The organism is Candidatus Acidulodesulfobacterium sp. H_13 (assembly GCF_048541835.1).
Taxonomy (GTDB): Bacteria; SZUA-79; SZUA-79; order Acidulodesulfobacterales; family Acidulodesulfobacteraceae; genus QIJE01.
This window is the reverse complement of record NZ_JBLEOY010000001.1, coordinates 485,320-509,241: the sequence shown is the minus strand read 5'-3', so window position 1 is coordinate 509,241 and position 23,922 is coordinate 485,320. Positions and strand designations below refer to the sequence as shown.

Here is a 23,922-nt window from a genome sequence, read left to right as displayed (position 1 = left end):
TAATGATAAAGGTTTTAAATTTAGTAAAAAGATTTAAGAAAAGAGTCGTGGTAAACAATGTTTCGTTAGAGATAATGCCCGGCGAGATAACGGGTCTTTTAGGTCCTAACGGTGCAGGAAAGACTACGACGTTTAACATGATTTCGGGAATGTTGAAGCCCGATAATGGGTCCGTATTTTTGGACGATATGGAGATTACTAAATTACCTATGTATAAAAAGGCCAGGTTGGGCGTAGGGTATCTTCCTCAGGAAACATCGGTTTTTAGAAAACTTACTACCGAGAAAAATTTGATTGCCATTTTTGAATTATTAAAAATATCAAATAAAGAAAAAGATGAAAGGCTTAACGAATTAATAGGCAAGTTCGGTCTTGAAAAGGTCAGAAAATTGCCGGTTATGAGTCTATCGGGGGGGGAAAGGAGGAGGGTCGAGGTTGCAAGGTCGCTTATACTTTCCCCCAAATTCATTTTGTTGGACGAACCGTTTTCCGGAATAGACCCGGTAGCCGTTGAAGATATGCAGGATATTCTTGTGGGTTTGAAAGATGATTCTATAGGAATTTTAATAACCGACCATAATGTAAGGGAGGCACTTAGAATATGCAATAGCGCTTATATAATTAACGACGGTAAAATTATAGAAAACGGTACGCCTGCACATATTATTTCAAGCAGTATAGTAAAGAGATTTTTTCTTGGAGAGAAGTTTAATTTGAGTGTATGAGCTTGATGTTATATAATTATATATTATAACTGCTTATTATAGCTATCGTTTAGTTACCACTTAGGAGTCGTATCGTATGGGCGGTATAGAATTAAGACAAAATTTAAAGTTATCTCAGCAGCTGATTATGACGCCGCGTCTTCAGCTTGCCATTAAAATGCTGGCGTTAAATAATATTGAGCTTTCCGATATGATTAATCAGGAAATATTGGAGAACCCGATAGTAGACGCCGAGGAAGATTACGGTAAAAATAAAGAATCCTCACAGGAGGAGGATGGCAGGGTCGAGAGCGAAGAAGAATTTAAGGAGATCGCGCAATATTTGGTAAACTATAATGAGCAACTTGTCGATTTGTCTAAGTCCGGCGGTAATCATAAAGGCGCCGATAATAATTATATAGAAAATTGTATAGAAAATAGTTTTTGTAGCGGCAAGACCCTGTATGAGCATATAATGGAGCAGGTCAGAACGGGATGTTTCTCGGAGCAGGAAATTTTACTTTCCGAATATATTGCGGGCAATTTGGATTCAAGGGGGTTTCTTGCCGTCTCTATACCGGATATTGAGGAGTTTGTATCGGTTGATATTGCAAACGGCAGCGAAGAAGATATTAGAGAATTCGTAAGCGGTGTTTTAGGCAGAATATACAGGTTAGAACCGGTAGGCCTTGCTTCCGAAGATGTCGCATCAAGCTTGACGATTCAGGCGGAATATTATTTCGGCGGCGATGATTTGCTTAAAACGATAATCAATAATTATTTAAAAGAGGCTGCAAATAAAAATTATCAAAAGATAAGCAAAGAAACCGGGGAACATATTGATGCGATATTAAGTTCTATAGAGAATTTAAAGAAACTAAATCCGCATCCGGGGATGAGCTTCGGCAAGGATGAGCCGAGATATATAACGCCGGATCTGTTTCTTAAAAAAAAAGACGGGAAGTATGTGGTTTTTATGAACGACGGTTATATTCCGGAAATTAGAGTAAGCTCTTATTATAAAAAAATTTTAAGCGGTGAAATCGTTGTCCCGCAGGACATGAAAAATTACGTAGAGGAGAGATTTAGGTCCGCCTTATGGTTGATTAAAAGCATAGATACGAGAAAGGAAACCATTTTAAAAATAGCCCAAAAGATCATAGATAAACAATCTGATTATTTCGATAAAGGGAGCGGAGATCTTAAGCCTTTAATCTTAAAAGATATAGCGTTAGAATTGGATATTCATGAATCGACGGTGTCAAGGGCAACATCTAATAAATATTTAAGTACGCATATCGGGGTTCTTGAGTTGAAGAGCTTTTTTACCGGCGCTTCGTATGGCGATTCTTCTTCCAAAAACGTTATGGCAAGAATAAAAACGATTATAGATTCTGAAGAGTCGGCAGGAAGGGCTTTTAGGGATAATGAAATAACGGATATTCTAAAAAGGCAGGGCATAGTCATTGCCCGCAGGACTATTGCCAAGTACAGGGAGATTATGGATATACCGTCGTCAAGTATCAGAAGCAAGAATATAATCAATAATTAAACTAACAATGGAGACTACTCAGATGAATATTAAGGTTACCTTTAAGCACATCGATTCGACGGAAGCCATAAAACAGTATGCCGAATCGAAGGTTTTAAAGCTTGAAAAGTATTTAAGCAATATTATTGAGGTACATATAACCCTGAGCGTGGAACGCGTCGAACATAAAGAGTCCGGTGTGGCGCAGGTTAAACTGTTGACGAAGAACTTTACGATTAATGCCGAGGAAAAGTCGGCAGATATTTACAGTGCTATTGATCTTTTAATGGGGAAAGTCGAGACTCAGGTTAAAAAATATAAAGACAAGGCAAGAAGGAAAGACCATAATGAAGAAGGTTTTGTCCCTGTCGTTGACAGCGCTCCAAGTATAGAGATTAAAGACGATTACGAAAAGCAGCCCTTAAGTATAGACGAAGCGATACAGAAACTTGAAAAACGAAATAAGAATTTTATAATTTTTAGAGACAAAGAATCTTCCATAATATCTTTTCTTTTTAAAGAAAAGAATGGTCATTTTTCTTTGATCGCTCCTGAATTATAATATTTATTATATAGCGGGGAGGCAGGTTGATATTGAAAGAAAACGCGGAAAAGCCGAATATAGTTTTAATTAGCGGTGTTTCCGGTTCCGGAAAATCATCCGCATTAAAAATTTTTGAAGATAAAGGCTTTTTTTGCGTCGATAATATGCCTATGCTTTTACTGCCTAAATTTTTTGAACTGGGTTTGTCGGCAAGGTTGAAAAATATACTCTTTGTTATAGATATAAGGGAAAAAAGTTTTTTAAACGAATTTGAAAATTATATTAAATTTTTAAGAAACATGCCATCGTTTTTTAAATTTATCTTTTTTGATGCAAGGGATGAAATCCTTATAAGAAGATATTCCGAAACACGCAGAAAACACCCTATTTCGGAGGGAAATATTTTGACTGCGCTCAAAAAAGAACGCCAACTTCTCTTCGACGCCAAGCTTAACGCCGACATTGTCGTCGATACGTCCGATATTAAAATTCATGATTTAGAAGGCATATTGACGACACGCCTCAAGGGGCTTGCCGCATACAGCGCCTCTTTTTCGGTTAAGATTATATCTTTCGGTTTTAAATATGGATTGCCTCTTGAGGCCGATACCGTTTTCGATGCAAGATTTCTACCCAATCCGTTTTTTATCCCCCCTTTAAAAGATTTTACCGGTATGAGTCGGAAAATAGCAAAGTATATGCTTTCTTTTAGCGAAACCGATAAGTTTATAGAATACATAAGAAATTTTTTGATATTTACTCTACCCCTTTATAAGGAGGAAAATAAGTCCTATTTTACCGTCGGGGTGGGCTGTACCGGAGGGGTTCACAGGTCTGTTTTTGTAGTTGAAGAGTTGAAGAAAAGACTAGGAAACGTTAGCGAAGAATATGATATATCATACTTTCACAGAGATATGAAAAAATAAGTTCGGCTGACGGTTAAGAGCCGTTTAGAAATATAAATTGACCCGAAGACTTATTTTATTGTATTATTAACATATATATAAAAAATTCATAATTTTAAGAAAGGTGAACCATCATGAGCAATCAAAAAGGCAGCTTTATTTTTACATCCGAATCGGTGACGGAAGGGCACCCCGATAAAATATGCGACAAAATATCGGACTCCATTCTCGATGATTTTATTGCGCAGGATAAATATTCCAGGGTTGCGTTGGAGACGATGGTAACGACGGGGCTTGTCGCCGTAGCAGGCGAGGTTACATCAAACGGTACCGTAAATTACCAAGATATAATCAGGAATGTAATAAAAGAAATAGGGTATGACGATTCGGCTATCGGTTTTGATTATAAGAGTTGCGGAATAATTACCGCTGTCGGTAAACAGTCTTCCGATATAAGCATGGGAGTCGGAAGGGAAAAAGAAGAAGACCAGGGTGCGGGAGACCAGGGGCTTATGTTCGGGTATGCGACATCGGAAACGGATGACTTTATGCCTGCCCCGATTTATTATGCCCATAAACTCACCAAGAGGCTTGCCGATGTCAGGAAAGCCGGCATTTTAGATTTTATCAGACCGGATGGAAAATCGCAGGTTTCGGTTAGATATATTAACGGCGAACCCGATAAAATTACATCCATCGTTATCTCTACGCAGCATACCGATTCAATATCGCAGGAAAGCCTTAAAGAAGCGGTAATATCTGAGATTATCGATAAAACTATACCCGCCGAACTTATAGATAAAGATACGAAATTTTTCATAAATCCTACTGGACGCTTTGTTATAGGCGGTCCGAACGGTGATACCGGACTTACCGGAAGAAAAATTATAGTCGATACATACGGCGGAATGGGTAGACACGGCGGCGGGGCTTTTTCAGGAAAGGACCCCTCTAAAGTCGATAGAAGCGGTTCTTATATGGCCAGGTTTATCGCTAAGAATATCGTAGGTAGTGGAATTGCAAAAAAATGCGAGGTTCAGATTGCTTATGCGATAGGTATCGCAGAGCCCGTATCCGTCATGACGGATACCTTTGGTACCGGAATTCATTCCGATGATATAATTTCTGCAGCCATAAGCAGGGTTTTTAGTTTAAAGCCTTACAATATGCTTAAAGCCCTTGATCTTTTAAGACCTATTTATGCCAAGACATCCAATTATGGTCATTTCGGTAGGTTCGACGATGATTTTACGTGGGAAAAGCTTGTTAAAATTCAAGAGCTTAAGAAAGCGGCACTCGATTTAAGCAAGGTGAAGACCTTTGTTTAAGGTAAAAATGCCTAAATCTTTATATAAAAAATATATAAGATAGGATAAAAAACAATTTAAAGGAGACGAAATGTCGGATATTAAGGATATTAAGCTTGCAAGTCATGGTAAAGAAAGAATATTATGGGCAGAGCAGGATATGCCGGTTTTGGGTCTGATAAAAGAGCAGTTTGCCGAGAAGAAGCCCTTTAAAGGCCTGAATATGGGCTTATGCCTCCATGTTACGGCAGAAACGGCTAACCTCGCAAGGACATTAAAAGAAGGCGGCGCGGGGGTATATTTATGCGCATCAAATCCCCTGTCCACGCAGGACGATGTTGCCGCATCTCTTACAAAGGATTTTGGGATAGACGTTTATGCTATCAGGGGAGAGGATTCTGATACCTATTACAAACACATAGAAAGCGTTTTAAGTCAGGAACCCAATATTACCCTTGACGACGGGGCGGATATCATATCCGTAATACATAAAAAACATAAAAAATTGATTAAAAACATAAAGGCGTCCATGGAAGAAACCACTACCGGTGTAATAAGGCTGCGTTCTATGGAGTCGGCGGGAGAACTTAAGATACCGGTAATTGCCGTAAACGATGCCGATGCTAAACACCTTTTTGATAATAGATACGGGACTGGACAATCTACGATAGACGGCATAATAAGGGCTACGGACGTGCTTCTTGCCGGCAAAAATTTTGTCGTTATGGGTTATGGCTGGTGCGGAAAAGGGCTTGCATTAAGGGCGAAAGGTATCGGTTCTAACGTTATAGTTACCGAGGTCGATCCGGTTAAGGCGTTAGAGGCGGTGATGGACGGATTCAGGGTCATGAAGGGTACCGAAGCCGCTAAAATAGGTGATATTTTTTGTACGGTAACCGGCGATATAAATATTATAGACGCAGAGCACTTTGAAAATATGAAAGATGGCGCTATAGTTTCTAATTCCGGGCATTTTGACATTGAGATAAATATAAAGAAGTTAAAGAAGATGGCAAAGAAGGTCAAAAAGGTCAAAGATTTTATTGAAGAATATACGCTAAGCAACGGTAACAGAATATATTTGCTTGCGGAAGGCAGATTAATCAACCTTGCAAGCGCTCACGGACACCCGGCAAGCGTTATGGATATGAGTTTTTCCGTACAGGCTCTTTCGGCGGAATTCGTGGTCTTCGGAGAGACGATGCCTCCTAAGGTTTACGACGTTCCCAAGGAAATAGACGAAAGAATCGCATTCTTAAAATTGAAGTCCCTCGGGGTAGAAATAGATGTGCTTACCGAAGAGCAGATAACTTATTTAAAATCATGGCGGGAAGGTACGTAATAAAAAACTATTTATCTCCGATATTTAGATCATATAGATATTTGATTCCCTTAAGCGTCCAGAACTTATCGATTTTGTTTTGATATTTTAAGTTCAAAGCGTCAGTGATTAGATTGCAATTGCCGCCGGTGATTATTATGTTTGCGTCTTCCGGCGTGCAATTGTAATATTTATAGATGTTGTCTATAAAACCCTTGATAGAGTAAATATATCCGAAGTATATTCCTGATAGTATTGAATTCTCCGTATTTGTACCTATTATTCCTATTTTTTTTATATTTTTCTTTGTTGCTTCGACTATCGGGAGTTTTTCCGTAGATTGATAAAGCGAATTCGTTAGCATAGAAAGTCCCGGAAAGATGATCCCTCCGAGAAAATGACCCCTTTTGTCCATTACGTCTATAGTTAAAGCGGTTCCGGAATCTACTATTATATGAAACTTTTGTCCTGTAAAAAAGGCATAACTCACGTTGGCTATCCTGTCTGAACCCAATTTGTTGCTATTTTCTAAGCAAATTCGGATGTTTAACTTTATTTTAGATGAAATATAAAAAGAGTTAATTTTCATTTTATCAAAAAATTCTTTATATATCGGATCTGCCGAGGGTACTACCGAGGAGATGGATGCATTGTTTATCTCTTTTGGCGAAAAGTTTTTGGCGAAAAGCCTCTTTAAATCGTTCAAGGAAGATATCTTTGCCGTATTTACCTTGAAAGTCTTAACTATATTGTTTTTTTCATCGAATATTCCGAAATTTGAGGAGGAATTACCTATATCGCATGCTAATAACATATTTTAAAAATATATTTCGCCGGAGATGACCTTCTCCAATTTATTTTCACCGGTTTTTAAAAGAAGGGCTCCCTTAGAATCAATGCCGACGACTTGTCCCTCGACGTCTTTGTCCTTGATATTTATCCTGATTGCCTTACCCATCATATCGAAGTATTTCTGGTAGTTTTGAAGGATAGACGATAAACCCGTAGATAAAAACATTTCGTAATACTTATCGAACTTGTTTAAAATGGACGCTATAAGTTTATTTCTATCTATGGGGTCGGTTGGGCCATTTATCTTTTTAGACTCTATTAAAAGCGATGTTGCGATATCTCTTATATTATCGTCTATGTCTTCCTCTTCGGTGTTGACGTTCATTCCTATACCGACGATGATATACTCTATGTTCATATTTTGCGTACTCATCTCGGTCAATATGCCGGAAACCTTTTTTGAGCCTATAAGGATATCGTTCGGCCATTTGATCTGAGGCTTTAAGAAGGCGACCTCAGCTATTGCGTCGGCAACGGAAACCGCGGCCAAAATAGTCATTCCTTGCGCTGTTTCAGGGTTGAACTTGGGTCTCAGTATAATGGACATATATATGTTGCATCCACATGGAGACGTCCATATCTTTCCGTTTCTTCCCCTGCCCTTTTCCTGACAATCTGCTATAACTACGCTTCCGTTTTTTGCGCCCTTGGATATTAAATCTCTGGCGATAGTATTTGTGGAGTCAACTTTCTTTTGATAATACAGGTCTTTCTCCATAAAATAACCCTTAAGCCTTTTTTTAATTTTTGAGGTATCAATGCGCTTTATTTCGTCCATTTTCTATAGCCCCTTGAAATTTTATATTTTTATAAACCTATATATTATATTATATCATTTATATAAAAAATTTAAGTAAAATTTAAACAATAAAATTTAATGAGAAATCGGCAGGCGTAACAGAGTTAGTCAGACATCCCATAGAAATATAATCTACGCTTGTCAATTCAGCAATACTTCTTAATTGAGTTGTTTTTATATTTCCGGAAGCCTCGGTAAGGGCATTTCCGTCTATGATGCAGACGGCATCTTTCATTGTATCGGGGTCCATATTATCTAACATTATTATATCCGCTTTTGCGTCTAATGCCTCTTTAACCTCGGCAAGATTTGCCGTTTCTATTTCTATTTTGAAATTTAAACCCGAATGATAGTCTTTAACCATACTTACGGCATTTTTTATTCCGCCCGCGAGCTTAATGTGATTGTCTTTTATAAGTATTCCAGATGAAAGGTCAAATCTGTGATTTTCTCCGCCCCCTGTTTTGACTGCATATTTCTGAAGGGCTCTTAAACCCGGAATGGTCTTTCTGGTATCCAATACTTTAGTTTTAAGTCCCCTAAGTTCATTTGCGGCAATATGGGACGCCGTTGCTATGCCGGATAAATGCTGGAGAAAATTAAGTGCGGTTCTCTCCGCATAAAGTATGACGCTTGCTTTTGCCTCAAACGATATAACGCTGCAGGATTTTAACACCGAGTCGCCTTCGCGAACTAAAAAATCCATTTCATAATTGCCGCTCGAAACCATATCTATAACCATGGAAAACAGGGGCAATCCGCACACTACGGATTGTTCTTTAGCTATAACTTCACATCGTACGATCGGGTCGTCTTTTAATGTGAGCGCATCGGTCGTAATATCGCCGCCTTTTATATCTTCATTTAGAGCCGTGTAGATTAGCGGTTTTACCTGAGATTCAAAAATACGCATATTTTTGCCTTTATTGTTGCTTAATTTTTTCTATTTCTTCCTTAACAAGCTTTTCTATAATATCCGGCATGGTATTTTTTATACTCTCTACTATCCGAGGCTTAACCTCCTCAAGAGTTTTTTCTATCGCATCCCTTAAATAATCGTCTAATTTAACTAAATCTTGCTCATCTAAGATTTTCAAATCTAATTCTCCTTTATGATTATCTGCGTTTATATTATTTTTGTCATCGTTAAAAGGTTGGGTAACGGATTTATCCTCCATAGCCGGCTCTCTCAATGCAGCTGTTTCCTGTTGTTCGAGGGGCATATCCGGTTCGGGATGTTCGTCCGATTTATCGTCGTCCAAGGCATAATTAATGTCTAGAGAATTTTCAGATTCCAAGTTTTTGGCAATATTTTCAGTAAGATTAATCTTTTCCGAAAGGCTCTCGGAGTTAGCGGGCACAATGGATTCGCCCGCTGGTTGCGTTTCCGGCATAATGCCGGCAGACGAAACTTGAGAGGCGGTTTCTTTTTTGTTAAGTTCCTTAAACTCCTTGAATATTGCATCGTCTTTAAAAAGATTCTCGAAAGCCTGGCTCAGTTCCGAAGAATCTGTATTTGTCTGGTCGTTGGTATCATATGAATCTTCCGATGCGGGTTCCGCAGCTTTATCGGTAAAATCGGTCTCCGGGGATGGATTCGCTAAAGCCGCATCGGCAGCAGAAGGCGGTTCGGATGATGTCTCGGTCTCGGGTTTAACCTCGAACGATGAAATGTCGTATATCTTTTCCTCTGTCTTCGCCTCTTTTTTATTACGTATTTTAGCGCTTAGCGTCCTTTTTATTTTAGAGATAAACGAGTTTTTATCAAACGGCCTGTATATGAAGCCGTCTGCTTTAAGCTCTATGAGAGATTCTCTTTCTTTGTCCGATAAATCCGAAGGCACTAATAACAGAAGCGGGGTATCCGAGAAATTATCGCTGCTTTTAATCTCGACAATGCTCTTTTTTAATTCCGTGTTAATCGTGTCGTAATTTAGTATAATTAAGTCCGGCGTAAATTCTTCCGTCTCATTTAAAAGCAACGACGGTTCGCTAATCATGTCTAACTTAAATTCCGGATTACTAAGAAATATGGTGGATACCGCCCTCTGCATCGCTTCGCTGTCATCTATAAAAATTAAATCGTGCACCATAATAAATCGCCCTCCAATGTCTTTAAAGTCCTTAACACCTTTAAAACAATTATAATTTTTGTTATACTATATCATAAATTTTGACCTAATTAATACCCATGAGATACGTACGATATATTAATATTAATATTAATAAATAATATAGTCAATAATTTAAACTAAATATTTAAAAATAAGCAGGCTTTTATGTCGACAGTAGACAGATATATATTTAAACAGATGATTTTCCCATTTGTTTTTGGGCTTTTGATTTTTACTTTCAGCGTTACGATCAATCGTATCCTGCTGCTGACTCAGATGGTCCTTAACGAGGGTATAAGCGTTTTGGCGGTGTTAAAACTTGCAAGCTTGACGATACCGGATTTTATGATAATAACCCTTCCGGTCTCTTTCCTGCTTGCCGTGTTGGCGGTTTTCGGCAAGATGACTCAAGACAACGAGATTGCGGCGTTAACGGCTTCCGGCGTAAGTATATTCAGGCTTACCAAGCCCGTTATTATTTTTGCTTTGATACCGCTATCGATTTCCATTTTTTTTTCTTTTTATATGGCTCCGAGATTTAACTTTTTTTTTAGGGTGCTTGCGGTAAAAGAGGTTAAAAATGCGGCGCTTTCGGCATTAAAGAAAAATGCGTTTACCGATAGATTTGGAAATTTAAAGATTTTTGTCAAGGATGTTAATACAAATAAAAATACCCTTAAGGGTATTTTTATATTGAATAAAGTGGGCAGCGAACCCGAGACGTTAATCGCTAAAAGGGGTATTATAACGTATAATCAAAAACAAAATACCCTGTCTCTTTATTTAAAGAACGGAATTATTCAAAATCAAAATCCATATTCTAAAAATTTCTGGATATTGCATTTTGATGACTATAAGATAAACATCAAATTGAGGGGGCTATCTTTTCCGGGGAAGAACAGCTCGGTTCATTTTTTGACGTTTCCTCAGCTTGCAAGGAGGTATCTCTCCGAACATAACCGTAAATTAAAAAGTATGTATCTTGTGTATATGTATAAAAAGATTGCTATACCGATGGCCGCTTTATTATTCGTATTCATAGGGCTGCCACTCGGTATGCTTATGGAAAAAAGAAGCTTGTTTCTTGCAATTTTCTATACGATAATTATCGTTGTAATTTACTATGTTTTATTTACGTCCGGGTTTTATCTGTCGCTCAGAAATCAGCTTGATCCCTTTATAGGCACATGGGGAGCGGATTTATTCCTCGTCGTTTTGGGAATTATATTATATACAAAGGCATTTCTAAGGCAATAAATATAAATAAACGGTTTTAATCCAAATGTAATATGGCGATAATAAATTTATGAAGATTAAGATACTGCAAAGATATTTATTAAGCGAATTTTTAAAACATTTCATTATAGCTATTATAAGTTTAGCGGCTTTTTACGTAATAGTGGATTTTATTTCCAATATAGGCACTTTTACCGAGCATGCCCCTGAACTTAGGTATGTCATTCTTTATTTCATTTATAAACTGCCGGAAATAACATATCGGATGCTTCCGTTGGCGGTTCTTCTTGCGACACTGCTTTCTATTTCGTTTTTTAACAAGAATAATGAAATAACGGCGGTAAAATCTTCCGGTTTGAGCATGTTTAGGTTTTTTCTACCGCTAATCGTCTTAGGGGCGGTAATATCTGTTTTTGCTTTTTTGCTTTCTAATTTTATAGTAGTAAGGTCTAACATATTGCGAAGCGTTGTTATGCAGAGGTATATCAACAAGAATAAGACTTACAATATCGGTTCCGTATATCAATATAGGACCAAAAATATATTTATTCATTATAAACACAGTATTATTACCGCTAAGACTATGGAGCCGACTTCTAAAACGATAAAAGGGGTCAACATATATATTTTTAACGATAAATTCATACTAAACAAGAGATATATCGCAAAAGTGGGTTATTTCAGTAAAAAAGGCCTTGAGTTAACAGGCGTACGCGAAGTAAGGTTTAATTTTACAAATAAAAATAAAGCTGTTTTTTCCGAAAAGAGTATCAAATCGGTTGAGATTCCAATCTATTTGAATTTAAACTTTTTTAGGTCGTACAAATTAAAGCCGGAATTTTTATCCATAATAAATCTTTCAAGAATGATTGCCGTCGCAAAAAAATCAGGGTCGGGTTTAAACTATATCTTGACCGATTATTACTCCAAACTATCCTATCCCGTTGTCAACTTAATACTTATACTTATCGGAATTTCTATAGGGCTTATACTCGGCAGTAAAGGCAATTCTCCTATTTCCGTGGGCATAAGTTTAGCGTTTGCGTTTGCCTGGTGGATTATAAATTCCATAGCCCTATCGCTTGGGGAGTCGGCGCAACTTAATCCCTTGTTGGCTGCATTTATGGCGAATATTATATTTTTATCCTTTGCCGTGTATCTTATGATGGATATAGACTGACGGCATAACATGTAATCGAACGGCTTATAACTCGATACGCAATCCGTCATATGCCGGCATAAGATTATCGGTACCATATTCCTTAATACGTTCGTAATCTAAGTCATGCCCCATATGCGTGAAGTATGTTTTGGATGGATTTATTTTTTTAGAAACGGCGATTGCTTCTTCTATGCTGAGATGCGTCGGATGCGGCTTATGCCTGAGCGCATCTATCATTAATATATCTAAATTTTTCAATAAGTCCAACGAAGACTCCGGTATCTCAGAAGTATCGGTAATATATGCGAAATCGTTTATTCTATAACCGTTTATCAGGTTTTTTCCGTGATAGACGGGAATCGGCGTTATTTTCAGCCCCGACTTTATTTCTATACTCTTGTTGAGGACGTGGGGGGTCAGGTAGGGCTTGCTGGATTGGGATTTTTCTTTAAAAATGTAGCCGAATTTGGTTTTAATAAAATTTATTGCCGTTTCCGATGCATATATGGGTATAAATCTATTATCTTCGTTTTTCAAATAGTTAAACATCCTTAAATCGTCTATGCCGAAAATATGGTCGGCATGGGTGTGAGTATATAATACCGCATCTATGTTTTCAACCTTAAGACTCAATGCTTGGGTTCTCAAATCCGGCGTGGTATCTATTAAAATATCCAAGTTATTTTCAGATACCATAACAGACGGCCTAAGCCTTTTATTTTTCGGATTGGACGACGTGCAAACTTCGCATTTGCATCCTATTAAAGGAACGCCGGTCGAAGTACCGCATCCTAAAACTAATACTTTCATATTCTTTTATGATACAATAAAATAGGCGCAGGTGCAAATAGTACGGCGATTAATCGTATTGCGGATAGGGGATGCTAAACTTTAAAACGAACAAAAATAAAAAAGATACCGAAGGAGTCAAAATCCGGCGTGAGATTATTTTTGCGGCAGCGGTATTAATTCTCGTTATTTTTTCCACATTCGAAGAACTTCGGATGGTTTATTTTTCCAATGCTTCAATCACATCCAAGGTCATAGTCTATGCTTACATAAATATCACCGTCGTGCTGTTCTTGCTGATGTCGTTTCTTGTGCTTAGAAATGTCGTAAAATTAGTCATAGAACGAAAAAAAGGGATTATAGGTGCAAAGCTTAGAACGAAATTTGTCGGTTTATTCGTCATAGTCAGTATCGTTCCGTCTATTTTTATGTTTATTGTTTTGATTATGACCGGTTTTGCCGCGAATATTATAAATAAATGGTATTCGCCGAGGTTCGAAAGGGCTATGGATTATGCCGCGAGTATCGCCGGCAATAGCGCTTTTAGCAAGAATAATGCAGGCATTAGCCATAAGATTAAATGGCTCAGCCATTTCTATATGGAATATTTACAGATAAGATTTATAAAAAACCCGGTTGAGACGACTTATTTGATATTTTTTTCAATATTTACGCTTATTATCCTATTTGTTTCGTTGTGGGTAGGGTTTTATTTTTCCAAGAAATTAACCAAGCCGATAATAGACCTCGTCGAGGGTACGAAAAAAGCGGCATCCGGAGATTTCAATATAAAAGTGCCTAAAAATTCAGACGATGAAATAGGTATGCTTATCGATTCTTTTAACGTAATGGCAATGGATTTAAAGAAAAACAAAGAAGAGATCGAAAAGACGAATACCGACTTAAAAAAGGTCAATGAAGAAATAGACAGAAAAGGAAAATATATGGAGATAATACTTAAAAACATTCATGCAGGTGTTATCGGAATAGATGCTACGGGTAAAATCAGAAGTTTGAATAATGCGGCGGAGGAGATGTTTGGAATTAATCATAAAGATGTTTCCGGCAGAAATTACAAGGATGTTTTCGATGAAGCCGTATTTTCCGATATAAGGAGTATTATCAATATTTTGACTAAAGAAAACAAAGAAAGTTTGACGAAAGAAATAAAATTTAATATAAGCGGAAATTTAAAAGTTTATATAGTAAACCTTACGGTCCTGAAAGATGAAGCAGGTAATTACGTAGGTTTTATTATCGTTTTAAACGATACTACGGATATGATGAAGGCGCAAAGGGTTGCGGCATGGGAAGAGGTCGCCAAGCGCATGTCCCATGAAATTAAAAATCCCCTGACGCCGATAAGGCTTTCCGCCGAACGGCTTAAAAGAAAATTCGGCAATAAAATAGATGCCGACGATACTATTTTTAACGATTCTATTAATATGATAATCAAGGAGACGGACGATTTAAAAAACCTTGTTGACGAATTTTCACTTTACGCAAGGCTTCCAAAGGCTAATTTTGAGCCGGCAGATTTAAACATTTTAATAGACGAGGCTGTTTTGCTTTACAAGGGTGCGCATAAAAATATAGAATTTATTGAAAGGCTTGCCGAAAAGCTGCCCAAAGTTTTCATAGATAAAAGACAGATGAAAAGGGCGTTCATGAACATTATAGATAATGCATTATTTAGCATAACCTTGAAGTTATTGGGAGAACACGGCGCTGGTTCGGCGGCGGGTTATAAGGGCAATATAACTATAACGACAAGGTCGGTATCCGGCGGGAATAAAAACGAAAACATCGTAAGGGTAGTTTTTTCGGATAACGGAACCGGCATAAAGGGCGAAGTCATGCAGAACATGTATGAACCTTATTTTTCTACCAAACAGGGCGGAACGGGTTTGGGGTTGGCAATTACAAAAAATATCGCCATGGAAAATAACGCAGTTATAACAGCGAAAAACAATAAAAGGGGAGGGGCGGACTTTATAATAGACTTAAAGGCGGAATCGGCAAACAGTTTTAAGAATAACGCAATCAAGGAATAACGAGGGGGGGGCAGGAGTGAAGTTTGTTTTAATAATAGACGATGAGGGCAGTATAAGAGAATCATTGGGAGGGATATTGGGCGACGAGGGTTACGGTGTCTCATCGGAAGGAAACGGCGAGGCGGGGCTTAAGTCTTTCAGGGAAAGCCCGCCCAATGCCGTTTTACTTGACGTATGGCTCCCGGATACGGACGGAGTAAATATCTTGCGCGAAATGGTGAAAATGGATAAAAAAATTCCGGTCATAATGATTTCCGGTCATTCCGATATAGACACGGCTATACAAACTATAAGAATCGGGGCATACGATTTTATCGAAAAACCCCTGTCGTTGGACAGAATTGTAATAACCGTAGAAAATGCCGTCAAATATAACAGTGTCAGCGAAAAGAAAACCATATTGGCGGGAACGCTTTCGGGCGGGTTCGAACTCATAGGTGAATCCGACGGGATTAAGGCTCTAAAAGAAAAAATACTTAAGGTTGCATCTTCGACGGCTCCCGTGCTGATTACGGGGGAAAACGGCACGGGAAAAGAAATGATTGCAAGGGCTATTCATTCCAACAGCATCAAAAGGAGCGAGGAGCCGTTTATCGCTATAAATTGTGCAGCCATACCGGATGAGCTTATAGAGAGTGAAATTTTCGGTCACGAGAGGGGGGCGTTTACCGGGGCTAACGGCAGGAAAAGGGGAAAATTTGAGCTTGCGGACGGGGGGACTATTCTTCTAGATGAAATCGGCGATATGAGCCTGCGAATGCAGTCTAAGATTTTGAGAGTCCTGCAGGAAAACAGGTTTCAAAGGGTTGGTGGAGAAACCGACGTAGATGTAGATGTCAGAGTCGTAGCGGCTACGAACAAGGATCTTGAGTCGGAGATAGCCTCCGGCAGATTTAGGAGTGATTTATTCTATCGGCTTAACGTTATTCCGTTTTTTATTCCCCCGCTCAGAGAAAGGAGGCACGATATTCCTTTATTAATTGATTATTTTATTAATATCTTCGGCGATAACGTCAACAGGCTAAGAATAGACGGCGATGCCGTCGATATTATGAAAAGTTACGACTGGCGCGGGAACGTCAGGGAGTTGAAAAACATCATAGAAAGGTTTTCCATTTTAAATTCTAACAATAAAATAACCAAGGAAGATGTTTTGAGCGAGTTAAAGATCGAGCCGTTAGCGGATAAACATAATGCAGAGATAGTAAACGACCGAGGCTATATGAAAATAAATTCATTCAAGCAGGCAAAAGAAGACTTTGAAAGGGCATTTTTATCCTATAAATTGAAAGAGAACGACAATAATATCACAAAAACGGCAATCACCCTCGGCATGAGCAGGCGTAATCTCCAAAAGAGAATGGACTGCTTAAATATTAATCAATAAATGATTAGTATGGTAAAGTGATTAAAATTATGGCAACCTATTGTTACCGAAATGTTTCCTAAAAAAAATATGTATATATTTTTTTGCACTATTCACTATATTTTCCGTTCCTCAAACCCTCTGAAATTCATTTTTTCTGAAAACTGGCATAACCTTTGCTTATAACATAAATAGAAAAAATAACCTTTAATTTTACCTCCAATTGTAATTCTTAAGGGTTTTTACCTGCGCAGGTAATTTAAACTTAAATTTTAAACTTGAAATTTTTTAAAAGGAGGCTTTATGGAACATAAATTAAAATCCGGGTTCAATATCAAGGTATTTTTATGTTTTGTTTTATTTGCCGTATTTTTATCGGTTACGGGTATCAGGGAGTCTTATGCCGTCGATACCTATGCCAATATCAATACGAATGCAAGTATTAAAAAAATAGAAAAGAAATTAGATAAGGCACTGTCCGATATCAGTTCTTTAAAAACACAAGAGGCCAATAACCAAAGCAACTATTTTTCCAACATAAAATTGCTTGGGACGATAGCAACCTCTTATACCTATAATCTTGCGAAGCCGGACGGTTATAACGGCAATTACGGGGATAACTGGCAGTCCGACGGTTTTACGGTCAACAATGCCGATATAACGCTGAGGCGTTCGCCGGGCAATTCTTTCACCCCTTACGGCGTAGGTTTTCATGTCTCAATCGATTTTGGTCAGAATATACAGTTTTATAAGGCTTATTATGGAAATAAGTCTTATTTTACGCAGTCTTTTCAGGACAGAACCCCTTACGATGTGAGGAAGGCATATATAGACATAAATTTACCGGTAGGAAACGGATTGGATATACACATCGGAAAGGAGAGCGAACTTTTGGGATTTGAAGCCTTTAATCCCATCAGAAGCTGGAACAATACCTATTCATTACTGACTGCGGTAGAGCCGGCAACGTTAACCGGCGTTTTTTTAACGTATAATTTTATTCCTGCATTAACCTCGACCCTCGGGATTGCAAATACTATTAATTCCGTCGTTCCGGTCGATAACCTACCCGTTATCGAACTGAACGAGAGTTATGCAGCGCTTGGCACGCTTACATTCAACGGAGGATTTATTTATGGGGCCAATAGTTATGTCGTAGCTGACAAAACCTTGTATAGAGATAACTTAAACAAAAGTTTTTATAGTTATGTCGATGCCGTGTACAGCCCGACGAACGACTGGTCTTTTGCCGCCGATTACGAGCTTGGTCTCGGTGGCGGAATAAACAATTCTGTTCTTAGCGATAACGGAATAACGCCGGGCAGCGTAACATATCCGACATTGATTAAAACATCCGCATCCACGTACAGCAAGTCCCGTTTTTACGGCATAGCCGGATACGTTCATCATCAGCATAATTATTCTTTCGGTCAGGTTGCAGAAACCTTGAGAGAAGTTTGGGCATACGACCAGAACGGCTTGTGGGAGGCTGCGAGTATTCCCGGGATTGGCAATCACTATACGGATTCTACGTTGACGTTTGCTTATCTGCCATCTTTTAAAGGATTTAAAAATATACAGTTTAGGTTTGAGTTCGAGCATCAGGCGGCAAATCATAACGTTTATTTCAATTCCGAGGGCGTACCTGCGCATTCGCAGCAGAATACGTTGAATTTAATGGTTTTATACAGTTTTTAAGAGGAGGAGGTAAAAAATGAAAAAGATAGAGGCTATTATTAAGCCTTTTAAAATCGACGATGTCAAGGAAGCCCTTAATAAAATCGGAATTCACGGAATAACGGTCACAGAGGTTAAGGGTTTCGGAAGACAGAAGGGACACACCGAGTTATACAGGGGAGCGGAATATAGAGTGGATTTCGTTCCAAAGGCAAAGGTGGAAATTGTCGTTCCAGACGAACAGGCCCCGGATGTGGTGGAAGCGATCGGGAAAAGCGCAAAAACAGGAAATATCGGCGATGGAAAGATATTTATATCCTCGGTAGAAGAAGCGGTGAGGATAAGAACCGGTGAGAAGGGAGAATCGGCTGTTTAGTTCCATATAAAAAATCAATATAAATTTGAAGGAGGGGTAGGGGAAATTATGAAAAATTTTAAGGTACCGATATTTACGGTCATACTGTCTTTAATAGGCGGTATGTCTTTGGTCTTGTTTTCCTGGGCGAGTCCGGTTTTTGCCGCCGCTTCCAAAATTCCTGCGTTTAGCGCAGGCAATACGGCATGGGTATTAACTTCATCGGCTCTTGTTTTGATTATGACGCCCGGACTTGGATTTTATTACGGCGGTATGGTCAGGAGAAAAAATGTCTTAAATACCATATCGCTCAGTTTTATTACCATATGTACCGTAAGTATAATATGGATTTTATGGGGTTATTCTTTGGCTTTTGGTCCGGATGCGGTAGGTGGGATTATAGGGGGTTTTAAATATATAGGTCTGTTTGCGATGGGCGAGGCCCAGCATTCAAGATATGACGGCACTATACCTTCTTATATTTACGTCATGTTTCAGCTTATGTTTGCTATAATAACGGTTGCATTGATAAGCGGTGCATTGGCGGAAAGAATCAAGTTTTCTTCATGGGTGGTGTTTACTATAGTATGGCTCACAGTGGTTTATGCCCCGGTGGCTCAGTCGGTCTGGGGTATAGGCGGAATATTTCAGAAGATGGGGGTTCTTGATTTTGCAGGCGGGACCGTAGTCCATATCAATTCCGGTGTTGCAGGGCTTGCGGGGGCTATTGTTCTTGGAAGAAGAAAGGGTTACATGAAAGAAAATATTGTTCAGCCCAATCAGTTGGGTTACACTATATTAGGCGCATCGCTTTTATGGTTCGGGTGGTTCGGTTTTAATGCCGGCAGCGCCTTAGGGGCCAACTCTCTTGCCGCCTCGGCATTTTTGGTAACCAACACAGCGGCGGCAGCGGCGGCTATCGGTTGGATGATCGCGGAATGGATTCGCAGCGGAAAACCCACGACCTTGGGTATGGTTTCCGGAGCCGTTGCGGGGCTTGTTGCAATAACGCCCGCATCCGGTTTTGTCAATCCGGTAGATTCCATTATAATCGGTTTCATTGCCGGAATCATATGCTATTCCATGGTTGTTTTCGTTAAACCGAAATTGGGCTACGACGATGCCCTTGATGCCTTTAACGTTCACGCTATAGGCGGGGCATGGGGGGCTTTGGCAACCGGTTTATTTGCCGATCCGCTCATTAATTCTGCCGGAAGGGGCTTATTTTACGGCAATCCCGGTCAGATGTGGGTGCAGTTCCTGACCGTAGCTGCCGTAGCGATATATTCGTTCGTAATGAGTTATATAATATTTAAGGTGATTGACAAAGTTATGGGTTTGAGGGTCAATAAAGAAACCGAGGCAATCGGTCTCGATATCACCCAACATGACGAAGCCGGATATAATTTCTAACTGCAAAAGATCTACGGGCGGCAAAAATATGAACCTGCCGCCCGTTTTTGCAGATACATGCGGGGGGTGTTAATGTCTATATCTTCAGTGAATTTATTGTTAAACCGGTGATGATTTTAGGATAAAAATAAGTGGATTTCTGAGGCATCCTCAGGTTTAAGGATGCTATTTTAATTACGTCTTCTATTGAAGCGGGGTTCATAAAAAAAACAGCCTCTAAGCCCCCGTTTTTAACCTTTTCCAATGCCTTTTCCGCATCTTTTTCATACACAAGGTATTTCTGGTTATTTATTTCATTCCGCGTTATATTTAATGCCTTTTTTAAAACGTATGTTTCCAATATGGAAACATCTAATGTTTTGAGGGGATTATCTTCCGATCCCTCGCTGTTTTTCTTGAAGGATAAAATAAATCCGCGTCCGGAATTATGCGCAAAACCAAAGGATACCCCGTTTTTACCTGATTTTTTGTTTTCTTTTAATATATCGGCAAAACTTACCTCTTTGTAGTCAAAATCTTCCTCAATGTTGTCTAAAAAAGCTTTCGGTTCTATACTCTTTCCCGTTATACCCCTGTGGGTAGGCAGTATAACGAGTCCTTCCTGGTTGGAAGGAGCAAAGTACATAAGGCACGAATCCGCGTTAATTCCGGTTAGACCCTGTTCTTTGACGTAATCCCTAAAATTCATGTAGGTTTCAAATCTGTGATGACCATCCGCTATATAAACGGATTTTTCTTTCATCTCGTCCCGGATGAATTTAATGGAGTCCTTGTCGGACAGTCTATATAAAACATTTTTGATATTTTTTTCATCATAAAAATCATAGAGTAACAGGGCAATGCCGTCTCGTATCGATTTTTTTAATATTTTCAATACGGCAGAGTTTTTGTCTTCGAATATCGAAAAAATAGGACTAAAATTGGCATTAGCAGCTTCTACAAGCTTAAACCTGTCTTCTTTCGGCTTAGAAAGCGTTGTCTCGTGACCGTAAATGGACTTATTGTTTCGGGTTTCCGGAAGCAAAAAAAGGGATAAAAACCCGATCCTCTCATATGGAACATTATTTATATAAAACCTTTGAGTATAGATGTAAATGGAATCTTCCGGTTCCAATTCCAAAACCCCTGTATCTATCCAGTCTTTAAAAATACTGTCGGCCCTATAATATTTATTTTCCGTTTTGGTATCGTTTTCAAACTCCTTGCCGAACTCTAACCTCACTATATTAAAATCCGATTTATCGTAAAGCCCGTTCTGCATTTCCTTGGTTATTACGTCGTAAGGGGGAGCGACTGCGTCTTTTATATCCACAATTTTTTTATTATAAACGTAGGGTCTGAAAGGTAAAATGCTAACACCGGTTTTTTCCAAGTTTGTCTATCCTCCCTTAAAAGTTATTTAAAATTATAAAACGGATGTCGAACCGGGCGTAGCATAAGAATGCAACCCCGGGATTATCAAGTCCACCCCGAGATAGCAGAATATTACTATGGCAAATCCTATGATAGCGATCCATGCCATCTTCTTTCCGCCCCAGCCCTTGGTAATCTTTGCGTGAATAAACAAGACGTATGTAAGCCACGTTATAAGCGACCATGTCTCTTTGGGGTCCCAGCTCCAGAATCCGCCCCATGCGCTGTCCGCCCATGCCGCCCCTATGACGACACCCACGGTTAAAAAAAACAGGCCGAATACGACGACCCTGTAAATTGTTTCTTCTATTACGGCCGAAGGGGGCAAAAGACTAAAAAAACGACCCTGCTTTTTTGCTTTGTCGGTTTCCTTCCTGTTTTTAATCAAATATAGGATTCCCAAACCGAATGCCGCCGCGAATGCCCCGTAAGATACGAACAAACTTATGATATGATAAAGCAGCCAATAGCTTTGGAGTGCCGGAATCGTCGGCTCTATAGCGCTTGTGGCAAGCGGAGAGAACGATGCAAACGACAATACGGCAGCAGCAGCCGCCGTTATAATAAAGCCAAGGGCATCGAAATCGTAAAAAATTCTTAATAAAATAAAACCGAATATAATGACATATGCAAAAAATACTAACGAATCGTAAAGATCGACCAATGGAGGAGTATCTATGCCTATTTTATAGGCATAAATCCACCTCACGATAAATGCGAATGTTTGTATTGAAAACGTTAAGATTAAGACAAGAAAAGATATCTTGGAAATCGTTTTGTTTCCCGTGAACAAAAAGATTGAATAGCCCAAAAACGACAATATTAAGAAAAGCAGGGATATCGCAAAATATAACGAACCGTCAAGAATGGACATGTTAGCGGAAATCATAATCGAACCTCATCTTCATTTTAGATTAATGCCTTTTTTATCAAATCCGTTTTTTTATTAAAATTTTTATAAAAGGATTCAAATTTTTTCTTAGGTATGGCCAGTATTTCAACCTTAAATTTTTTCCCGTCTTTTAAGTTTATCAGCCTTACCCATACCTCCCTCTGATTAAAAAAGAACGAGAAAAACAGAGAGATTATCAGGATTACAGACCCTATCCATATGATTCCGACATAAGAATTTTTTGTTATTTCGAATCCGCTGTAATAATAATTTCTTACCCCTTCATAGAGAAATGCCATATCATCATACTTGGTCAATATCAAGGGAGTGCTGTAATTCTTAAGCGATAACGGGATGAAGTTTAATATTCGTTTGTTGCCGAGTTTTATAAAGAAGGGGATTTCACCCCTTTTCGGATTCTTATAGGGAACGAATTTAAATTTTACGTTACCTATTCCGGTATCGTAAAATTTACCGAACTGAGCATATACGACTTTTTTATATTTACTGTTTTTTAAGTTAAGTATCAGAATCTTTGCGGCAGTAGGCTTATAATGACCGTAACTTGCCTGATACAGGGTTATGCCGTCGTATGTCAGCGGATGATTTACCTTGATGTCTTTTGTGAGAACGTTTATATGTTCCCTGTTGATTATGCTGATTGTGCTGACATATGCTTTGGTTATGCCGTCGGGGTAGTATTCGGTTTTGTATTTATCCAATCTTATAACAAAAGGAAGTTTTATCGGTTTATTGTTTTTAAGCAGATATGAAATATTTGTTCTTTCGTTTACTTTTATGTTCGTATAAGACCTAAAGCCGTATTTTGCGTTTAACAGTACGCCTATAATGATTATTATAATGCTAAGATGGGCAATATAGGGAGAAAATCTGAGTATGGAGTTTTTTGAATAATATAACTCCGTTTCCCGAGAGGATTTATCCGTTTTATTGATGACCGGCGCACCCAATCGTCCGTTTAACGCCCCTATTGTTTCTTTTATGCCCTTTCCGGATTCAAAACTTTCATATACGGCCTTCGGATTTTTTTTATCCCTTATTTCTTTGAAAGACGGATATGGTCCGAAAACGGACTTGAGGGTTCGCGGAAAAGTATTTACTGACGCCATTATAAGATTTATAATCAATAACGCGACAAGGAGGATAAAATACCATGAATCATATACGTTTAAAAAACCGAGCCAGTATAAAACCGAAAAAACCTTTGCTCCGTATATAATTTTGTATCGGCTCATCGTGTTGCCCTGATCTATAAACGTTCCGATCATTGACACCGAGCCGATAGTTATGAAAATAAATACAGCTAATTTGACGGAGGAAAAGAAATTGTTTAGTTTTGAAAACATTATCTTAACATTTTATTTGATTGTCTCAAAATTGTAAAGGAAAAAATCGCTGCGGATATTTCATGAATTAGTCTTGACAAAATGTAAAAATATTGTTTAAATTATACTTAGCACTCATAAT

21 protein-coding genes are annotated in these 23,922 nt (G+C 38.6%); 13 read left to right on the top strand and 8 right to left on the bottom strand.

Annotation, left to right across the window (positions count from 1 at the left end):
• Window positions 1-2: 2 nt before the first annotated feature.
• The 6 genes from lptB (at window position 3) to ahcY (ending at window position 6,333) form a co-directional block, all read left to right on the top strand.
• Window positions 3-725 (top strand): LPS export ABC transporter ATP-binding protein, encoded by a 723-nt coding sequence (lptB, locus tag ACMCNP_RS02520; protein WP_419313392.1) that lies wholly within the window; start codon window positions 3-5, stop codon window positions 723-725.
• Between the two features lie 76 nt (window positions 726-801).
• A complete protein-coding gene (gene rpoN, locus ACMCNP_RS02515; protein WP_419313390.1) occupies window positions 802-2,256 on the top strand; it encodes an RNA polymerase factor sigma-54 in 1,455 nt (484 codons plus the stop codon).
• 22 nt (window positions 2,257-2,278) lie between these two features.
• Window positions 2,279-2,797, top strand: a complete 519-nt coding sequence (hpf, locus tag ACMCNP_RS02510; RefSeq protein ID WP_419313387.1) for a ribosome hibernation-promoting factor, HPF/YfiA family — start codon at window positions 2,279-2,281, stop codon at window positions 2,795-2,797.
• A 32-nt stretch (window positions 2,798-2,829) separates the two neighbouring features.
• On the top strand, window positions 2,830-3,705 hold the full coding sequence (rapZ, locus tag ACMCNP_RS02505; RefSeq protein WP_419313384.1) for an RNase adapter RapZ: 876 nt from the start codon (window positions 2,830-2,832) through the stop codon (window positions 3,703-3,705).
• 113 nt (window positions 3,706-3,818) lie between these two features.
• Window positions 3,819-5,012, top strand: a complete 1,194-nt coding sequence (gene metK / locus ACMCNP_RS02500; RefSeq protein WP_419313381.1) for a methionine adenosyltransferase — start codon at window positions 3,819-3,821, stop codon at window positions 5,010-5,012.
• Window positions 5,013-5,082: 70 nt separating this feature from the next.
• Window positions 5,083-6,333: an adenosylhomocysteinase gene (gene ahcY, locus ACMCNP_RS02495; protein WP_419313378.1), complete on the top strand. Its 1,251-nt coding sequence runs from the start codon at window positions 5,083-5,085 to the stop codon at window positions 6,331-6,333.
• Window positions 6,334-6,340: 7 nt separating this feature from the next.
• Here the strand turns inward: ahcY and ACMCNP_RS02490 are convergent, their stop codons facing one another.
• The 4 genes from ACMCNP_RS02490 to ACMCNP_RS02475 all read right to left on the bottom strand — a co-directional run bounded on the left by ACMCNP_RS02490 (window position 6,341) and on the right by ACMCNP_RS02475 (window position 10,056).
• Window positions 6,341-7,126, bottom strand: a complete 786-nt coding sequence (locus tag ACMCNP_RS02490) for a type III pantothenate kinase (RefSeq protein WP_419313376.1) — start codon at window positions 7,124-7,126, stop codon at window positions 6,341-6,343.
• Between the two features lie 3 nt (window positions 7,127-7,129).
• Window positions 7,130-7,942 (bottom strand): biotin--[acetyl-CoA-carboxylase] ligase, encoded by an 813-nt coding sequence (locus tag ACMCNP_RS02485; RefSeq protein WP_419313373.1) that lies wholly within the window; start codon window positions 7,940-7,942, stop codon window positions 7,130-7,132.
• Window positions 7,943-8,024: 82 nt separating this feature from the next.
• Window positions 8,025-8,876: a carboxylating nicotinate-nucleotide diphosphorylase gene (gene nadC / locus ACMCNP_RS02480; RefSeq protein WP_419313370.1), complete on the bottom strand. Its 852-nt coding sequence runs from the start codon at window positions 8,874-8,876 to the stop codon at window positions 8,025-8,027.
• 10 nt (window positions 8,877-8,886) lie between these two features.
• Window positions 8,887-10,056, bottom strand: coding sequence for a PleD family two-component system response regulator (locus tag ACMCNP_RS02475; protein ID WP_419313367.1), 1,170 nt, complete (start codon window positions 10,054-10,056; stop codon window positions 8,887-8,889).
• A gap of 186 nt (window positions 10,057-10,242) precedes the next feature.
• On the opposite strand from ACMCNP_RS02475, the gene ACMCNP_RS02470 reads away from it, so the two are divergent.
• Together ACMCNP_RS02470 and ACMCNP_RS02465 are read left to right on the top strand one after the other, a co-directional pair.
• A complete protein-coding gene (locus ACMCNP_RS02470) occupies window positions 10,243-11,334 on the top strand; it encodes an LptF/LptG family permease (protein WP_419313364.1) in 1,092 nt (363 codons plus the stop codon).
• 49 nt (window positions 11,335-11,383) lie between these two features.
• Window positions 11,384-12,493 carry an LptF/LptG family permease gene (locus tag ACMCNP_RS02465; RefSeq protein ID WP_419313361.1) on the top strand — a complete coding sequence of 370 codons (1,110 nt, stop codon included), beginning with the start codon at window positions 11,384-11,386 and terminating at the stop codon, window positions 12,491-12,493.
• A gap of 24 nt (window positions 12,494-12,517) precedes the next feature.
• On the opposite strand, the gene ACMCNP_RS02460 is transcribed toward ACMCNP_RS02465, so the two are convergent.
• The gene (locus tag ACMCNP_RS02460) at window positions 12,518-13,285 is read right to left on the bottom strand and encodes an MBL fold metallo-hydrolase (RefSeq protein WP_419313358.1); all 768 of its coding nucleotides are present in this window, start codon (window positions 13,283-13,285) and stop codon (window positions 12,518-12,520) included.
• A gap of 71 nt (window positions 13,286-13,356) precedes the next feature.
• Between ACMCNP_RS02460 and ACMCNP_RS02455 the strand changes: the two genes are divergently transcribed.
• The 5 genes from ACMCNP_RS02455 to ACMCNP_RS02435 all read left to right on the top strand — a co-directional run bounded on the left by ACMCNP_RS02455 (window position 13,357) and on the right by ACMCNP_RS02435 (window position 20,129).
• Window positions 13,357-15,318 carry an ATP-binding protein gene (locus ACMCNP_RS02455; protein ID WP_419313355.1) on the top strand — a complete coding sequence of 654 codons (1,962 nt, stop codon included), beginning with the start codon at window positions 13,357-13,359 and terminating at the stop codon, window positions 15,316-15,318.
• Between the two features lie 16 nt (window positions 15,319-15,334).
• On the top strand, window positions 15,335-16,705 hold the full coding sequence (locus tag ACMCNP_RS02450) for a sigma-54-dependent transcriptional regulator (RefSeq protein ID WP_419313352.1): 1,371 nt from the start codon (window positions 15,335-15,337) through the stop codon (window positions 16,703-16,705).
• A 282-nt stretch (window positions 16,706-16,987) separates the two neighbouring features.
• Window positions 16,988-18,382, top strand: coding sequence for an outer membrane beta-barrel protein (locus ACMCNP_RS02445; RefSeq protein ID WP_419313349.1), 1,395 nt, complete (start codon window positions 16,988-16,990; stop codon window positions 18,380-18,382).
• A gap of 16 nt (window positions 18,383-18,398) precedes the next feature.
• Complete coding sequence (locus ACMCNP_RS02440; RefSeq protein ID WP_419313346.1) at window positions 18,399-18,737, top strand: P-II family nitrogen regulator; 339 nt, start codon at window positions 18,399-18,401, stop codon at window positions 18,735-18,737.
• Between the two features lie 48 nt (window positions 18,738-18,785).
• Window positions 18,786-20,129: an ammonium transporter gene (locus tag ACMCNP_RS02435; protein WP_419313343.1), complete on the top strand. Its 1,344-nt coding sequence runs from the start codon at window positions 18,786-18,788 to the stop codon at window positions 20,127-20,129.
• A gap of 76 nt (window positions 20,130-20,205) precedes the next feature.
• On the opposite strand, the gene ACMCNP_RS02430 is transcribed toward ACMCNP_RS02435, so the two are convergent.
• The 3 genes from ACMCNP_RS02430 to ACMCNP_RS02420 are packed head-to-tail and all read right to left on the bottom strand — an operon-like array spanning window position 20,206 to window position 23,801.
• On the bottom strand, window positions 20,206-21,501 hold the full coding sequence (locus tag ACMCNP_RS02430; RefSeq protein ID WP_419313340.1) for a DUF1015 domain-containing protein: 1,296 nt from the start codon (window positions 21,499-21,501) through the stop codon (window positions 20,206-20,208).
• 33 nt (window positions 21,502-21,534) lie between these two features.
• A complete protein-coding gene (gene ccsB, locus ACMCNP_RS02425; protein WP_419313338.1) occupies window positions 21,535-22,431 on the bottom strand; it encodes a c-type cytochrome biogenesis protein CcsB in 897 nt (298 codons plus the stop codon).
• A gap of 20 nt (window positions 22,432-22,451) precedes the next feature.
• The gene (locus tag ACMCNP_RS02420) at window positions 22,452-23,801 is read right to left on the bottom strand and encodes a cytochrome c biogenesis ResB family protein (protein WP_419313335.1); all 1,350 of its coding nucleotides are present in this window, start codon (window positions 23,799-23,801) and stop codon (window positions 22,452-22,454) included.
• Between the last annotated feature and the right edge of the window lie 121 nt (window positions 23,802-23,922).

Coding starts and splice junctions, on each gene's coding strand:
- ACMCNP_RS02440 (WP_419313346.1), top strand. CDS start 18,399: ATGAAAAAGATAGAGGCTATTATTAAGCCTTTTAAAATCGACGATGTC.
- ACMCNP_RS02435 (WP_419313343.1), top strand. CDS start 18,786: ATGAAAAATTTTAAGGTACCGATATTTACGGTCATACTGTCTTTAATA.
- metK (WP_419313381.1), top strand. CDS start 3,819: ATGAGCAATCAAAAAGGCAGCTTTATTTTTACATCCGAATCGGTGACG.
- ACMCNP_RS02455 (WP_419313355.1), top strand. CDS start 13,357: ATGCTAAACTTTAAAACGAACAAAAATAAAAAAGATACCGAAGGAGTC.
- nadC (WP_419313370.1), bottom strand. CDS start 8,876: ATGCGTATTTTTGAATCTCAGGTAAAACCGCTAATCTACACGGCTCTA.
- ccsB (WP_419313338.1), bottom strand. CDS start 22,431: ATGATTTCCGCTAACATGTCCATTCTTGACGGTTCGTTATATTTTGCG.
- ACMCNP_RS02490 (WP_419313376.1), bottom strand. CDS start 7,126: ATGTTATTAGCATGCGATATAGGTAATTCCTCCTCAAATTTCGGAATA.
- ACMCNP_RS02460 (WP_419313358.1), bottom strand. CDS start 13,285: ATGAAAGTATTAGTTTTAGGATGCGGTACTTCGACCGGCGTTCCTTTA.
- ACMCNP_RS02485 (WP_419313373.1), bottom strand. CDS start 7,942: ATGGACGAAATAAAGCGCATTGATACCTCAAAAATTAAAAAAAGGCTT.
- ACMCNP_RS02470 (WP_419313364.1), top strand. CDS start 10,243: ATGTCGACAGTAGACAGATATATATTTAAACAGATGATTTTCCCATTT.
- ahcY (WP_419313378.1), top strand. CDS start 5,083: ATGTCGGATATTAAGGATATTAAGCTTGCAAGTCATGGTAAAGAAAGA.
- ACMCNP_RS02475 (WP_419313367.1), bottom strand. CDS start 10,056: ATGGTGCACGATTTAATTTTTATAGATGACAGCGAAGCGATGCAGAGG.
- ACMCNP_RS02420 (WP_419313335.1), bottom strand. CDS start 23,801: ATGTTTTCAAAACTAAACAATTTCTTTTCCTCCGTCAAATTAGCTGTA.
- lptB (WP_419313392.1), top strand. CDS start 3: ATGATAAAGGTTTTAAATTTAGTAAAAAGATTTAAGAAAAGAGTCGTG.
- hpf (WP_419313387.1), top strand. CDS start 2,279: ATGAATATTAAGGTTACCTTTAAGCACATCGATTCGACGGAAGCCATA.
- ACMCNP_RS02445 (WP_419313349.1), top strand. CDS start 16,988: ATGGAACATAAATTAAAATCCGGGTTCAATATCAAGGTATTTTTATGT.
- rpoN (WP_419313390.1), top strand. CDS start 802: ATGGGCGGTATAGAATTAAGACAAAATTTAAAGTTATCTCAGCAGCTG.
- ACMCNP_RS02465 (WP_419313361.1), top strand. CDS start 11,384: ATGAAGATTAAGATACTGCAAAGATATTTATTAAGCGAATTTTTAAAA.